Annotated in this window: 1 protein-coding gene (running past one end of the window); it reads right to left on the bottom strand. The window is 70.4% G+C overall.

The window, feature by feature from the left end; all coding sequences use genetic code 11:
• Nucleotides 1–17,215: part of a GLUG domain-containing protein coding region (locus MHA02_RS06085; protein ID WP_147077587.1), annotated on the bottom strand (this coding region is incomplete at its 3' end). The annotated region extends 21,175 nt beyond the left edge of the window; the window shows 17,215 of its 38,390 annotated nt.

Below are 17,215 nucleotides of genomic sequence, written 5' to 3'. Positions count from 1 at the left end.
CCTCGATCACGAGGGCGGACGAACGGGCGGAGCCGAGGCTGCTGCCGATCAGGTTCGTCGCGACGCCGACGCCGATGCTGGCGCCGACCGCGACACCGCCGATGCTGACGCCGGCCGCGATCGCCGCGACCGAGGCCTCGATCCGGCTGTTGTTCGCGGCATTGACCGCGATATCGCCCGAGGCCTTCAGCGTGGCCGCGTTGACCCTGGCGCTGGTGCTGCCGCCGATCAGGTTCGTCGCGACGGCACCGCCGCCGGCGACAGAGACGGCGACGCCGCCGCCGGAGATCGACACGGCCGCCGCGGCGACCCTGGCCTTGATGCTGGCGCCCTCAACACCGGCCGTCGCCGGATCGTCGGCCGGAACCAGCGCCTCGACACGGATTCCGCCCGAGCGCGCCGTCACGCTGCCGCCGTCGATCACCGCGCTCAGCGCGTTGTCGATGACGTTCAGCGCCGTGGCGACGCCGATCGACGGAGCCCCGCCGACGCCCCCGAAGGCGGCGGCGACGGCGGCTGCGCCGACGTCGACGTTGATCGCGGCCTGGTCCTTGGCGCGCACGGTGACGTCCGCCGCCGTGACGCTGCCCGCGCCGAGGATGGCGGCTTTGGTGGCGAAGCTGATCGCGTTGCCGGAAAAGCTTCCGGCTCCGGCGACGCCCACGGCCACGGCCGCACCCGTCACCACGGCCGCAGCCGACGCGACGGTGGCGTCGATGGTGCTGGCGGAGGTCGCCGTGACAACGACGTTACCCGCCGCATCGACGATCGTGTCGCCGATCACGGCCTCGACCCGGGCGCCGCCGTCGGTGACGAGCGTCGGCTGGTCGAGGCGCGAGCCGTCGGCGGCCGTCGTCCGCCAGCTGCCGATGATGTTCTGGGCGCCCGAGAGGCCGATCGCCACCGGCACGCTCGCGATGCCCGCGCCGCCGCCGGCGGCGGCGAGCGAGACCACGGTGGCGTCGATGTCCTGGTTGCTCGTCGCGGCGACGCGGAGCGCCGCGCCGCTGGTGACCTTGTTGAGGGCCGTCTGGCCGGCGGCCTTCGCGATCACCGCGCGGGTGCTCGTCGTGATGATGTTGACCGCGGAAGCACCACCGCCCGAAACCTGGACGTTGGCGATGCCGGCGCCGCCGAAGCTGAGCGACGCCGCCGAGGCGATCGCCTTGATCGAGCCGCCGCTGGTCGCCTCGACCGAGACGTCGCCGGTGGTCGAGGTGACGCCCGTGTCGGCGTTGCCGATCGTGGCCTCGACCGTATTGCCGATCGTGTTGGTGGCGAAGGACAGGGAGACCGCGACGCCGACGCTGGCCGCACCCGCGCCGCTGCCGGCGATGCCGGACGCGCCGACGGAGGCCGTGATCAGCGAATCGTCCTTGGCGGCGATGGCGATGCCCGAGGCTTTGACGCCGCTGGCGCCGTCGCCGTCGATGGCGGCGCGGGTCTTGACCGCGATGGTATTGGTCGCGCCGACACCGGCGCCGGCCACGCTGACGCCGGCAGCGCCGCCGCCCTGGATCGCGGCGGAAACCGCCGCGACGTCGGCCTTGATGGTCTGGCTCGAGGTCGCGCGGATTCCGAGCGCGGAATCCGAGTCGAAGCTCGAATCGCTGAGGTAGGCCTGGACCTCGTTGCCGCTGCCGATGACGTTGCTCGCGCCGCCGACACCGACCGAGACGCCGACGCCGGCCGCACCGCCGCCGCCGGCTGCGATCGCCGCCGCCACGATCAGCGCCTGGATGTCGGACTTCGCATCCACCGAGACCGTGGACGCACCACCGCGCACCGTCAGACGGCTGTTGGCGACGAAAGCGTTCGTCTTGGTGGTGATGACGTTGCCGGCACCGGCGCCGCCGCCGCTGACCGAGACGCCGGCCGCGCCGCCGCCGCCGACCGACACGGCCGCAGCCGCCGAGGTCGCCTTGATGCGGCTGTTGCTCGTCGCCGTCACCGAGACGCCGCCGGCACGCGTGGCAAGCCCGGTATCGACGTTGCGGATCGAGGCTTCGACGCCCCCGGCGATGGAATTGAGGGCGAGGGCGAAGCCCACCGCCACGCCGACGCCGGCCGCACCACCGCCCGCACCCGAGAGTGATGCGGCACCGGTGAACGCGGTGATCGCGGAGGTGTCGCTGGCCGAGAGCGTGACGCTGCCGGCCTGTATGCCGGTGCCGTCCCCGTCGATCGTGGCGCGTGTCGCGACGCCGATGGCGTTCGCGGCCAGGGAGCCGGCGGCGCTCACCGCGACGCCGGCCGCGCCGCCGCCCTGGATGGCAGCCGATGCTGCGACCACGATGGCCGAGATGGTCTGGCTCGACGTCGCCTCGAGGCCGAGCGCACCGGCGATGACGAGGGCCGAATCCTTGACCTTGGCCTCGACGGCCATGCCGCTTCCCTCGGACAGCGTGTCCTTGCGGGTCGCGCCGCTGCCGCTGGTGCTCCAGCTGCCGATGCGGTTCTCCGCGCCGCTGACGCCGAGCGCCACGCCGACGCCGGCCGAACCGCCGCCGCCGGCCGAGGCGGCCACCGCGGAGATGATCGCCGTGATCTCGGAGGATCCGCTGGCCTTCACCGTGAGGCCGCCGGCGCTCGTGGTGATGCTGCTGGCATCGACCGTGGCGGTGGTGGAGCCGAGGATGCGGTTGGAGGCGAAGGCACCGCCGCCCGAGACGCCGACACCGGCAGCGCCGCCGCCGGCGATGCTGATCGCCGCCGCGGCCGCAGCCGCGTTGATGCGCCCGGCGCGCGAGGCCGTGACAGAGACGGCGCCCGCGCTGACGAGGGAATTCGCCCCCGTGATGCTCGCGGCGACGCCGCCGGCGATGCTGTTGAGGGCGAGGGTGAAGCCGACCGCGACGGCGACACCGGCACTGCCGCCGCCCGCGCCCGCGAGCGAGGCCGATCCGGCGAGCGCATCGATCGTGGAGGTATCCGCTGCGTTGACGACGACACCGCCGGCGTTGATGCCGGTCGTCCCGGAGCCGCTGATCGTGGCGCTCGTGGCGACCGCGATCGCGTTCGAGACCACGGCGCCGGCTGCCGACGCGCCGACGCCGGCGGTTCCGCCACCGCCGATCGCGGCGGAGGCCGCGACGACTTGTGCGGTGATCGTCTGCGCCGAGGTCGCCGTGACGCTGAGCGCCTTGCTCGCCGAGACGCCGGTGTTGCTCACGAGAGCTGCGACGGCCGTACCGCCGGCACCCTTGAGCGTGTAGGCGGTCGTCTCGGTCTTCTCTTTGCCTGCCGCGTCCTTCTCGACGGTCTTGTCCCAGGAGCCGATGTAGTTCTCGGCGATGGCCGCGCCGATGCCGACACCGACGCCGTTGCTGCCGCCGACGCCGACGGCGAGCGCGGCGGCCAGGATCTTGGCCTCGATGGCGGCGGAGGATTCCGCCTTCACATCGATCGTGCCGCTGCCGCCGGTGGTAACGAAGGCGCTGTCGACGACGCTGGCGCGCGTACCCGTCGTGATGACGTTGCGCGCATAGGTGACGGCCGCGCTGACCGCGACGGCGTTCGAGCCGCCGCCGGCGATGCTGAGCGCGGCCGAGGCGGCATGGGCCGTGATGGCGCCGGCGGACTTCGCACTGACGAGGATCGCGCCGGTGGTCTGCAGCCCGCGATCGACGTTCTTGACGGTGGCCGAGACGTCGTTGGCGATGCTGTTCAGCCCGACGCTGCCGCCGACCGCGACCGAGACGGCGTTGGAGGCTCCGGCGGCGAGCGCGAGGCTCGCCGACAGGGCCTTGGCGGTGATGGTGGAAGCGTCGCTGGCCGAGACCGTGGCGCTCGCGGCCGCGATGCCGGGGCCGGTACCCGTGCCGTCGCCGTCGATGAGCGCGCCGGTCGCGAGACCGATATTGTTCATCGCGAAGGTGCCGCCGACGCTCACGGCCCCGGCGTTCGAGCCGGACAGGGCCGCACCGGCCGCGATTGCGACGATGTTCGCCGTGATCGTGTTCCGGCTCGTGGCCGTGACGGCGAGCGCGCCCGTGGCCGAGACCGGCGTGTTCGAGAGTGTGGCGGAAACGTTGGCGCGGTTGCCGAGGGTCGGCGTCTGGCTCAGCGTGTTGCCGGCCTCGTCGTAGGCCGTCCAGGCCCCGATCTCGTTGTAGGCGATGGCGATGCCGAGGGCACCGGCGCCGCTGCTGCCCGATCCCGCACCGACGGAGGCCGCTGCCGAGATGATGTCGGCCTTGATCGTGGCCGTGCTGCCGGCCGAGACGGTGACCGCGCCCGCGGCGTTGAGCGCGGCGTTCTGCCCGATCGCCGTGGTGCTGCTGTTGATCTTGTTGACGGCGGCGGCGCCGGCGCCGGACACGCCGATGCCCTTGTCGCCGCTGACCCCGACCGCGACGCTCGCGGCCGCGGCGGTGGTGGAAATGGTGCCGGTCCGCGTGGCCGCGATGGTGATGTCGCCGTTGCGGGTCGTCACCTGCGCGTCCTTCACGGTCGCGCTGACGTTGCCGGAGATGCTGTTGAGAGCGACGCTCGCCGCGAGGGCGACCGTGACCGCCGTGCCCTGGCCGAGCGCCGCGGCGATCGAGGCCGCGCCGACGGTCGAGGACACGGACGACTGGTTGTCCGCGTTCACCGAGAGGCTGCCGGCATCGACCGCGACGGCGCCGAGGACCTCGGCCGTGGTGGCGACGTCGATGACGTTGCGGGCGACCGAGCCGCCGAGGCTCGCCGACGTGGCGGTGCCCGAGCCGCTGCCCGAGACGCCGATCGACACGGCGACCGTCGTGGCGTCCACGGTCTCCTTCGAGAGGGCGCGGACGGTGACCGCACCGGCGGCGCGCACGGGCGTGCCGGACAGGGTCGCGCGCACCGCGGCGCCCGAACCGATGACGTTGTTGGAGACCGAGGCGCCGACCGCGACGCCGATGGCCTTGTCGTTCGCCGAGGCCGCCAGCGCGATCGCGGTGGCGCCGGTGAGCGCGGCGATCTTGGCCTGATCGTTCGCGAAGATATCGAGGCTGCCGACCTTGCTGGCGTCGGTCGTGCCGTCGCCGACCTTCGAGCCGAGCAGCTCGGCGACGGTCGATCCGCCGATCGTATTGAGCGCGAGGGCTCCGCCGCCGCTGACCGCGACGCCCTTGCCCTGCGACGAGACCTGGGCGCCGACGGAGGCCGCGAAGGTCTGTGCGGCGATGTCGGCGGTGCGCGTCGCGGAGACCGAGACGGCACCGGTGCTCGCGAGGTTGGCGACCTGCGTGATGCGGGCCGTCACGTCGCTGCCGATCTCGTTGTTGGCGAGGGAGGCACCGATGGCGACGCTCGGCTTGGTGCCGGTGTCGCTCGCATTCGCGCTCAGGTTCGCCGAGACCGCGAGGGCGATGGAGGTCGCCTTGATGAGGCTGGTGTCCTTGGCCGAGACGCTGATGCCGCCCGCCCCCGCAGTCACCGCATCGTCGGTGCCGCCGCTGCCGTCGATGACGGCCGTGGTCGTGGTGACGATCTTGTTGCCGACGTAGAGGCCGCCGCCGGCGAAGGCGACGTTGCTGCCCTGGCCGCCGCTTCCGCCGCCGGTGGATGCGGCGACGGCGACGGCCGCCGCGAGCGTCTTCGCGGTGATGGCCTCGGACGACGTGGCCTCGACCGAGACCCGGCGCCCGGCCGAGAGGCGGCTGCTCGTGACGCTCGCACGCACGTCGAGGGAGCGTGCGGTTCCGTTCTTGAAGTCTGCGCCCGTCGGCAGCCCGGCCCCGTAGAAGCCGATCATGTTGAAGGCGAGTGTCACGCCGATGGCGACCGCCTGCGAGGTGCCCTTGCCGACGACGACCGCCGCCGCGGCCGCCTCGACCGAGGCGGTGATGGCGGAGTCGTTCGTGGCCGCGACAGTGATGTTGCCCTGGCCGCCAGTGCCGTCCTGGGCCGGAGCGACGGTGCCGCCCGCCGTGATCTTGCTGCCGGCGAGATGCGCATCGACGCCGCCGAGGATCGTGTTGAAACCGAGGGCGCCGCCGCCGGCGAAGCCGATGTTCTTGCCGTCCTCGGTGCTGAGAAGCACGGCGATCGCGGTGGCGGTCGCCTTGGCAACGATGGTCGCGTCGCTCGACGCCGAAACGCGGACGTCGCCCGCGGTGGCCGTCAGCTGACCGACCCGGTCGATCCCAGCCGTCAGCGTCTCGTCGACGATGGTGTTGCGGGCGATGCTGAGAGCGACGGCAATCGTCTTGCCGGTCTGGCTCGTGGAGCCCGTGTTCCCGGAGCCGCTGTTGCCGGCGGCCGGATCCGTCGGAGGCAGCTTGTAGGCCACCGACGTCACCGGGGCGGTGACCACGGCATCGATCGCGGAGGCGCTGAGCGCACTCACCGAGACACCGCGGGCCGCGTTCAGGTTCGTGACGTCGGCGATGGTGGCCGAGGTCGCGAGACGGGCGAGATTCAGGCTGACGACGGCGCCGACGCTCGTCACCGAGGCGCCGACCGTGGTCACGGCGTTCTTGATCTCGGCCTTGATCGTCGCCTTGGACTGCGCGGTCACGGAGACGGCGCCGGTGGCGTTGATCGGCTGGCCGGTGATCGAGGCGGTCGCGGCGAAGGTGTTGGCGCCCTGGAGTACGGTTCCGAGATCGGTCCCGAGGATCGCGTCCGAGAGATCGAACAGGACGTTCTGGCTCGACGTGCCGATCTTGTTGAACGCTGCGGTCACGCCGACGGCGGTCTCGCTCGACTCGACGGTGCTGTCGACCGTCGCGGTGATCGCAGCGGTGTTGCTCGCGCCGACGGCGACGTTGCCGACGGTCTTGCCGCTGTCGACGTCGCCGAGCTTGCTGCCGGCGATCGTCGCGCTGCTCGTTCCCGTCACCACGTTCGCCGCGATGACGGCGCCGATCGCGAGGGCGCTCTTGTCGCCCGGCTTGGTGCCGGCCTTGAGCTTCGATTCGACCTTGCTCGTGATCGTCGCGGTGATCGTGCCGGTCTGGGCGGCCTGCACGCTCACGTCGCCGGCCCGGACCACACCCGTGTTCACGAGGCTGGCCGTCGCCGTGCTCTGCACATCGTTGCTGACGAGGATGCCCGCGACCGCCACGGCGTACGGCTTGGAGGAGGTGCCGCCGCTGGCCGGCTGCGCGCCTTCGGCCGGAGGCGTCGAAGAGGCGCTCGCGTCCTTGCTCTCGCCGAGGTTGAGGACGCCCGGCGGTAGGAACTTGATGAACTCGCGCAGATTGTTCTCGCGCCAGGAATTCGCTTCCGTGAAGATACCCGTGGCCGTCAGGTCGACCGACTTGGTCTCGCCGAAATAGACGAAGCGCTTCTCGACGCCGTTGATCTTCGCAAAGACGATGTCGCCGAACTTGACGGTCTTGGTGCCGGACTTGGTCGTGTAGGTGTAGTTGTCGAGAACCTTGTTGGCGAAGTCCTCGAGCACGCTCGGCTTGGTGAGGCTGGCGAGCGAGGACAGGCTGTTGAGCGAGACGATCGACCCGTTGCTCGTGGCCGAGATCGTGACGGCGCCGCCGGCATCGACCGTCTTCGTGGTGCCGGTGTTGTCGATGGTGGCCAGAGCCTTGGCGTTGACCATGTTGCCGGTCAGCGCGAAGCCGATCGCGTAGGCGCTCGCATCCTTCAGAACGGCATTCGAGGCGCTGGCCTTGTTGTTGACCTGAGCGTTGATCGTGGCGTCCGAGCGCGCCGACACGCCGAGCGTACTGCCGGCGCCGGTGACGACCGTGCTCCGCAGAATCTGCGCGCTGGCGCCCGATGGGGTGTCGTCGTTGCCGGCTCCGATGAGCGGCTGGCCGGTGATGAGGTCGGCCGTGCGGAACAGGATGTTCTGCTCCTTCCAGCCGATGGTGTTGAAGGCCAGCGTGATCGAGACCGCGCCCTGGTCGCTCGATGTCGCGACCTTGTTCGTCGCGTCGATCGTCGCAGTGTTGACGGCACCGACGCTCACACCGCCGCCGCCGGTGACGGTGCTGTCGACGATCTCGGCCTTGGCGGTGCCGAGGACCGCGTTGGTGGCGATGATGCCGCCGAGCGCGAGGCTCTTGGTCTGCGACTTGGTGCCGGCCGTCGGATCGGTCGTGGCCGCGCTCGGCGCCGGGGTCGAGCCGGCAGCCGCCGTGCCGTTGGTCTGCCTGTAGGAGCTGGCCGACTTGACGTTGGCCGCGCTGTCGGCCGTGGCGGTGATCGTCGCCGTCTCGGTCGCCGAGACCGTGATCGCCCCGGTTCCGGTGGTAGCGGTGACGCCGGTGATGCGGGCGATGGCGTCGCCGTGAACGCTGTTGAGCACCACGAGGCCGCCGATCGCGAGCGCCGCGGCCGATTGCGGCTTCACGGTCCCGGTCTGGGCAGCGTTGCCGGCGGAGGGATCGCCGGTGGGCGTCTCCGTGGTGGTGGCGGGGGTCGCCGCCGGGGCAGCCGCAGGCGTGCTGCCGGTGCTCGGCAGGGTCAGACCATCCGGGATGAAGTTCGACTCGAGCGCCCGCTTCCAGAGCAGCTTGTTCGAGTAATCGGTCGCCGCAAGGTCGAGCTGCGGGGCATTGGTGCCCATGTAGATGTAGATGTCGCCCGCCTTGTAGGCGTCGGACTTGGCGGCGATCAGCGAGAACTTGGTCGTGTCGGTCAGGACGAAGGTGCTGGGCTGGACCTTGCTCAAAAGCTCGGCGCCGACATACTTGTAGATCTTGCCGTCGAAGTCCTGGATCGTGTCGCCGGTCTTGACCGTGACGCTGGCCGAATCGACCGCCTTGAAGGTCGGCTTGGCGTAGCCTTCCGCGATGCGGACCCGCGTGCCGAAGGTGACGTCCTGCTTGTTGACGGTCTTCGGCGCCTGGCCGAAAGCCGAGAGGTCGAGGGTGCCGATGCTGTCCGTGCTGAGGCCGAACGGCTTCAGGAACGCGTTCAGGCCGTCCTTCAGCTCCACGATCCGGGCGGCGACGCCGATGACGGCGCGGTCAGCCGCGACCTGCAGACCGATCACCGAGCCCACCGTCTTCTCCGCGGCCTTCGTGGTCGCGTCCGCATTTGTGCTGTTTCGCAGCGCGGCATCGTCGAGATAGCCGCGGCGGGCGGCCTCCGCGGCGAGCTTCAGGGCCTCGGTGCGTGCCTCGTCGGCGGCGGGTGTGTTGAGGAAGCCCACCGCGGTGAACGGCTTGAGGTCGTCCGACGCCTTGGTGAGGCGACGGGCGAGGTCGGTCTGTTCGGTGGTTGGAATGACCTTGGCGTCGACCACGGCCTTCAGCGCATCGACCAGGGTCTTGTTGATGGTGCGCAGATAGGCGTCGACGCTGTCGCCGGCCTTGAGCTTCAGCGTGGCCGTCTCGACCTGCTTCAGCAGTTCCGTCGGGCGCGCCTGCAACTCCAGGATAAGCCCCTTCACCCGGGCGATCTCGGCACTGGCCTTCTCTTCCAGGGCCGTGAGTTCGGCCGGCAGGAAGTCCTTGCGGTTCTTGATGATGTTCGACTGGATCGTGGCCGACTGGACCTCGTTCGGGTTCGTCGAGAAGTCGGACGGCAGGTACTTGTTGAGCTTGGACTGGTTGGTGACGGCGCCGCCGTCGGTCTTCACCACGGTCGAGCTCGTCACGATCTGGACGTTCGAGGTGATGCCGGCCGCGTCCTTCGCGGTGACGGCGAGCGCGCCGCCGGCCGTGATGTCCTTGGTCACACCGGTGTTGTCGATCAGGGCCGTCGCGCTGCCGCTGACCTTGTTCGAAGACAGCACGACGCCGAAGCCGGAACCGCCCGAGCCCTTCATCGAATCGGTCGACGACATCGCCGCATTGCTGATCGTCGCGTTGATCTTGGCGGCCGAGGTCGCGGAGACGGTCAGGTCGCCGCCGGCTTTCGCCGAGGACTTGACGATCGTCGCCTTGGCGCCCGAGCCGACCTCACCGCCGAAGGCGCCCGAGATGGCCGACTGGCCGATCAGGGTGTCGACGGCGTTGAACAGCAGATTCTGAGTCTGATATCCGACCGAGTTGAAGGCGAGCGTCACGGCGCCGGAGACGCCGCCGCCCTCGCCACCCGATGTCGTGGACGAGGCGCGCACGCGCGCATCGACGCCGGCCGTGTTCTCGGCGGTGACGTCGAGATTGCCCGTCTGCGCCTCCACGGCCGAGCGCAGCACGCTCGCCTCGGCCCCGCCGCGTACGACGTTGGTCGCCGCGATGCCGTTGGCCGCGATCAGCGTGCCGCCGCCGGTCCCGCCGCTGGTCCCGGCACCGGATTGCGACTTGAAGGACGCTCCGCCGGAGGAGGTGACGGTGCTCACGAGCGTGGCCGAGATGTCGGCGGCGTCCTCGGCTCGGACCGACAGGTCGAGTGCGGACGTCACCGTCGCATCGGTGATGCGGGCGGTGGAGCCGCCGTTCACCTCGTTGAATACGATCAGGCCGCCGAAGGCCTTGGAGGACGAGGCGGGCGTGCGGTTGGTGGGGGTGGGAGCACCCTGAGCGGGGGTCGCCGCCGGTGCGGGATCGGCCACCTTGTCGATCTGCGGCATCACGGTCTTCGCCGCGGCCGGGATCCAGTTGTCGCTGGTGTAGTCCTCGCCGTGGAGCGTGACCCACGTGTTGTCCGCCCCGCGCCAGATGTAGATCGTACCCTTCTCGCCCTTCGACACGGTATCGGTGCGCGAGAGCAGCACGCCTTGGCCAGCGATCATATCCTGGTAGCTGGGGGCGTTCGACGTGTAGCGCGCCTTGGTGCGCGTGATCGTCGTGGTGCCCTCCGCCGTCTTGACGGTGGTGGTATCCTTGTCGGCGGTGTCGCCGGTGGTCGTGTCGGTCGTGGCCGTGGTGCCGGCGGCCGAGGGCTTGGTGGAGACGGTGGCGCCGTCGTCCACCGCGAACCAACGCGCCGTGTTCGAGTAGTCCTCGCTCGCGAGCACGACGCCCTTGGCGGCGCTGCCGACGAAGATGAAGACGCGCCCGGCGAGCAGCGGCTCCTCGGCGCGCTTGGCGTCGGTGCTGGAATCCGCCCCCGCGGGCGTGAAATCGGCGGCGAGGCGGACCCGGTCGCCGGCCGTCAGGTCTCGGGTGCCGGATTTCGAGGTGTAATCGTAGATGTTGAGGGCGGTCGCGACCGCCTTCTTGGCCAACTCGGCCACGCCGCCGGAGACGGACGAGGAGCCGATCATCGTGCTCTCGGACTCGATGCCGGCCTGGTTCTTGGCGGACACGAGAACCGACCCCGCCGTCGAAGTGACCGTCGCAGCGAGCTGCGTGGGGGCCTGATCGGATACCGTCTCCGAGCCGATGAAGGCCTCGGCGCGGCCGCTCACCTTGTTCATGGCCAGGACGGCGCCGGCGGAGATGCCGCGTGCGCCGGTTTCCGCCTTGTGGACGGTTTCCTCGGAATCCGCCTGCTTCACCTTGTTGCCGGCCTCGGCCTTGATGCTGGCCCGGCTCTCGGCTTTGACGGTGACGTCCTGCTCCGCCGTGACGGTGCTGCCCGTGATGTAGGCCTTCGCCCCGGCCGGGTTCTCGGAATTGGTGGCGGTGGCGATCAGGGGATCGCCGACGATCGTGTCGACGGCGGCGAAGAGCGGGTTCTGCTGCTTGAAGCCGACGGTGTTGAAGGCGAGCGTGAAGCCCAGCGCCGTCCCTTCGCCCGAGACCGAGCCCGCGGCGCTGGCCTCGATGCTCGAAGAATTGACCGCGGAGACGCTGACGCCGCCACCGCTGCTCGTGACCGTGCTGTCCTTGATGAAGGCCAGGGCCCCGTTCTGCACGTTGTTCGAGACGAGCACGCCGTTGGCGGCCGCGCCGCCCTCGGCCTCGACCTCGCTCTCGTCGGCGGCCGTGATCGAAGCCGTCGAGTCCGCGCTGACGGCGACGTCGCCGCTCGCTTTCAGCGTCGTGTTGACGATCTTCGCCTCGGCCTTCCCCGAGACGTCGTTGCGCGCGAAGATGCCGCCAAGGCCGGTCGCCGACATCTTGCCGGTCGGCGCCGCCCCCCCGGTGGTGGTGTCCGAAACGACGTTGGTCGCGTCGAGCTTCTTCCAGAGGGCGAAGTCGGCGAAGTTCAGGTTCGCGTCCGTCGTGCTGCCGAGATCGACCGCGGCGGCGAAGTCGGTGCCCATGTACTGGTACACCGCACCCTTTTCGCCCCGTGTGGCCGCTCCGGCCCAGGTATCGCTGAGGCGGATCTTCTCGCCGAACTTGACCTGCCGCGTGCCGGAAGCCGTGGTGTAGGTGTATTCGCCGAGCAGCGCCTCGGCGCCCTTGGAGACGCCGCCGACGTCGCCGGTCTTCTCGGCCGTGGCCGTGGCCGCAACCGCCGTCTCGGCATCGATGCTGACGGAGTCCACCGCCGAGACCGTGACGTCGGTGCCCGAGACCGTCTTGCCATTGGCATCGATCTGCGCCTGGGCGGCGCCGCTCACCCGGTTCATCGCGACGAGACCCGAGACGGCGAGCGCATTAACGCTGGCGGCCGCGGCGGAAGCGGTGACTTCGTTGCTCAGCTTCGACGTGATCGCGCCGGAGGACTCGGCCGTCGCGCTGATCGCGCCCGTGGCCGTGACCGTGCTGTTGCTGATCCGGGCGCTCGCCTGAGCGGTCGCCGGGTTGGTCAGGTTGGTCCCGACCACGGCGTCGAGGGTATCGAAGCCGAGATTGCCGCTCTCGTAGCCGATCGCGTTGAAGGCGAGCTGGATGCCGGCCGCCCGCGCGGAGGTGGTCGGTGGCTTGGCCTGTCCCGAGCCGGTGGTGGTGGTCGCCCCTTCGGAGCCCGACGGACCACTCGTGGCCGCAGTGATCGCTGCCTCGACCTCGGCCTCGATCACACCGGCCGTCTTCGCCGTGACCGCGACGGAGCCGTCGCTGCCCGTGGTAGTGACGGCGGCGTCCGTGATGGAGGCGTCGGCCGCGGACTGGATGGTGTTGGTCGCAATCACCGCGTTGATGGCGAGCGCGCTCGAACGCGACTGGTTCGCGGTATTTCCCTGGCCCGACTGGGTCGCCGGGGCCGCCTTGTCGAAGGCTGAGGTCTTGCCGGGAACGTCGCTCGCGGTGCCGGCCGTGTCGGCTGTGCCGTCGGCCTTCTCCCCGGTCTGCTCGCGGATCGTCGCGATCGCCTCGACGGTGGCGTCGGCCTTGGACGTGATCGTCGCGCTCCTCTCGGCGGCGACTGCGACGCTGCCCGCGTTCACCCGGGTCGCCGAGCCGCTGATGGCGGCGACGACGCCGCCCTTGATCTCGTTGCGCACGACGATGCCGCCGGCCGACATGCCCGCGGAGCCGGTGGTCTTGGCGGCTGCGGCCTCGCCGTCGCCGACACTGCGCCAGAGGTCGCGGTTCGTGAAGTCCGCCGTCTTCAGGTCGAGCTTGGTCGTGGCCGTGCTGTCGGGGCCCATATAGGCGTAGACCGCACCCTTCTCGCCGACGAGCTTCCACAGGGTGGCGTCGGTGAAGTCGGCCTTCGAGAGGTCGATGGAATCCTGCGTGGCGGGGACGGCCTGTGTGCCGGTCGCCTTGATGTAGCGGTAGTAGGAGCCGACCTCGCCCTTGCCGGCCGGCTGGCCGGGGCTGACGAGGACGACGTCGCCGGTCTTGATGAAGCGCGGGGTCGCGGTGGTGCCGGTGGCGCCGCTCTTCGCGTCCTTGGTCGTCGCAGGCAGCTTCGACTTGATCGCGTCGGTGGTGCTCACCGTCCGGATCGGATCGATGCCCAGCGCATTGGCGAAATCGACCGCGACGCGCTGGCCGAGCGTGATCTCCACCGGCTGGCCGGCATTCGCCTTGAAGTCGGACTTGATCTGCGGCTGCTTGCCCGACAGGCCGCCGTCGCTCGCAGCCTGACTGGACGCCACCAGCTTCACGTTGGCGTTGATCGTCGACATGTCGGCGGCGCGCACGCCGAGCTCGCCGGCGCTCGTGATGGTCGCGCCGCTCACCACGTCGGCGGTCGCCGAACGGGCGATGCGGTTGGTGGCGATCAGGCCGCCGATGCTGCGGGACGCCGCGGTGGTGACCGTGCCGGCATTGCCGCCGACCGCCGGCTTGCCGAGAACCCTCCGGGCTTCGTTGAGCGCGCTCTGCCGCGCTTCGGCTTTCGCGAGGTCGGCGCGGGTCTGCTCCGGCGTGCGGGTGGTCACGGTGTTGCTGACCGTGGCGTTCACGGTGCCCGCGCTCGCGGCGTTCAGGCCGACGCGTCCGGCGCTCGCCGTGACGATGGCGGCGTCGACCCGTGCGCGGATCGACTGTGTGGCGGCCACCGTGAAGAAGCCGGTGCCGAGCACCGTGTCGAGGGCCATGCCGACGATCTTGTCGGCGAGTTTGTCCGTGCCGGTGACACCATCGGCCCTGTAGCCGACGATGTTGAAGGCCGCAGCGCCGCCGATGGCGTTGTTGCCGCTCGCGGTGCTGCCGACGGCGGCGCCGCCGGAGCTGGCGGCACCCTCGACGGTGGTCTGCGCCCGGGAATCGATGTTCGTGACGTCGGCCGCGTTCACGGTGACGTCGCCGGCGGTCGCGATCACGCTGCCGCGCAGGACGGTGGCCGTGGTGCTGCCGAGAACGATGTTGACGGCGTAGGAGCCGGCGACGCCGAGCTTGCTCGAGGCGACCGCCGCCTTGGCCTCGGTCGTGAGATCGAGGGCGTTCTGTGCGGTCAGCGTGACGTCGGTCGCGGCGCTCAACTCGGAATCCGTGAACGCGGCCGTAATGTCGCGCTCCGTGGTGTTCACCGCCGAGCCGCGCGCGATGCCGATGAGCTCGCGATTGGCCTTCTGGGTGTCGGTCTCCGCCTCCAGGGTGCCGGTCTCGATCGGCACGGCAATCGCGCTCGCCTTGGTGGCGTCCATCGCGACGACGGAGACGGCGCCCGTGCTCGCGCTCAGGCGCGACGCTTCGACGATAGCGCTCGTGGAGCCGGTGAGCAGGTTGCGCGCCTGGACGGCACGGCTCTCGATGCCGGTGTCGTTCGTCGCGGCAACGGCGAGCGACGCAGCGGCGATGCGCACGCCGCGCACGGCCACGCGCACGGTGTCGTTGACGGTGATCTGCGCGGCGCCGGCCTTGATCGGCGCCGGCAGCGAGCCGTCGTCCTCGCCGTCGCCCGCCACGGTCTTGGTGGTCGGGTACAGCGGATCGGGCGCCTCGGTGGCCGCGCGGATGCGGACCTGCAGCGCGCCGCTGTTCGAGGCCTGGATCGCGGCGTTGCCGGCGGCGGAGATCAGTGCGGTGGCGTCGGCGGTGGGTGCGCCGGTCGGCGGGGTGCCGGTGGCGGGAACGCCGAGGTCGACGCTGGTGACGCGCGTGACGTTCTGGTTCGCCGTCAGCGCGAACAGGTTGAGAAGGCTGCTGAGGACGGGGATGTCGGTCCCGTCCTTCGCCACGAGGGTGGTGGTCGCGTTGGTGCGGTCGTCGGCCGAGATCTGCACCGAGACGGCGGGATCGCTGCCGGAAATCGTCGCCGCGCCGGTCTGGACGATCTGCGCGCCGGCGGCGACCGTAACCTGCGTCGTGTTGGTGATCGTCGTCTCGGCCCTCTTGATGATTCCCTCGACCGCGAGTTCGGCGGGCGTGAACACATCGCTCAGGTTCTTCTCGCCCTTGACGACGGCCTTGATCGTGTCGGCGGTACCGGACGCGGCATTCGTGAACGTCGTGGCGCTGGGCAGGACCAGCCCGATCGCCTTCACGTCGACCGTGGCCCGCGTGTTGGCGGCGAGCTTGACGGTGCCGCCGTTCACGGCGCCGCTCGCGCCGACGACGATCGTCGAGCTGTTGGTCAGGGTCGGCGTGACGCGCTTGAGCTGCGAGGTCAGCGTCGAGGTCAGCGTGATGCTGTCGACCACGTCGGTCGTCAGCGCCGCGGCGCCCGTCCTCGCATCGATCCTGCCGGCGAGGGTGATCCCGGCGAGGCCATCGGCCGTGACGGTGAGGGTCTGGGTGTCGGCGGGCGCCGTGTCCGCGACCGTGACGCTGCTGGTCACGGCGATCGCCACGCCGACGCCGCTGATGACGGCGTCCTTGTTCACGGTGACGCCCATCCGCGCCTTGGCGTCGGCGGAACGGCCGTAGTTGTTGTCCGTGGTCAGAACCGGGGTGAGGGTCGCATCCGCAGCAATCCTGACGCTGCCGCTCGCGGTGATCGTCTTCCCCTGGGCGACGGTCAGGCTGTTGTCGCCGGCGCCGCCCTGGAAGGTGATGCCGATCTTGCCGGCCACCGTGCTGAGATTGGCGGCGATGTCGATGCGGTCGTCGCCGGCACCGCCGTCGAAGGTGAGGGCGAGATCGCCGCTGGTGGCGCTCAGATCGGTATCGAAGACGATCCGGTCGGCGCCGGCGCCGCCGCTGACCGTGAAGTTCGGTGCGGGCGGCAGGCTGGCGAGATGCAGCGTGTCGTCGCCGCTGCCCAGGATCACGCCGAGGCTCGTCGTCGGCGCGGTAAAGGCGAGGCTGAAGTCCGCAGCGCTCGATCCCGAGGTCTTGGCCAGGGTGTATTTGCCGAAGGCCGCCGACGACAGGGTCGCGTCGATGCTGCCCGTCAGGGCGGACGAGAGGTCGAGCTGGAGGCTGCCCTTTCCGCCATCGAAGGTGCCGCTGAGGCTGGCTCCTGAGCCGATCGTCAGCTTGTCGTCGGCCGCCGCCGCGCCGGTCAGGTTGCCGATGCCCGAGAAGCTTCCCGCGAACTTGCCCGAGGCGATCGTGCCCGCATCGGTACCCGTCAGGGTGAATTCCGCGCCCGAGCGGGCGGCGCCTGTCGGCTTGTTGAGGAGAGCGATCGTATCGCCGTCGCCGGCGGTCGCGTCGGCAATGGTCAGCAGCGGCGTCTGACTGCCGGTCAGCAGATTGAACGAGTCGGCATCGACGGTGATGCGGTCCTTCCCGGACGTGCCGGTGAGCGTGAAGGCCTTGTTGCTGTCGCTGATGTCACCGAACGAGTGGAGCTTCTGCCCCTTGGTGCCGCCCGTATAGTCGAAGATCTGGACCTGCTGGACCTTGTCCGCGCTGGCCGCCATCGCGGCCGACGTGTCGACCAGCTGGACGAGGACCTGATGCTCCTGCGTCCCGGAATCGATCGGCGCCGTGATCAGGTAGCTGCTGGTGCCGTCGAGCAGCACGCGCGGCTCCAGCGGATCGAAGATCAGCCGGTCGCGGTTGAAGATCCGGTCGGCCTTCTTCTTGAGGTGCAGCACGAGCTGACGCTTCGACGGGCGTGCGGCCCGCGGCGCCTCCACGCTGATGCGTGCGCGGTCGCGGCGGCGGAACAGGGGTCCCCAGAAGCCTTCCGACTTGAACGGAAAAGCCAT

The organism is Methylobacterium haplocladii, assembly GCF_007992175.1.
Classification (GTDB): Bacteria; Pseudomonadota; Alphaproteobacteria; order Rhizobiales; family Beijerinckiaceae; genus Methylobacterium; species Methylobacterium haplocladii.
This window is presented reverse-complemented; position numbering and strand designations above follow the sequence as displayed.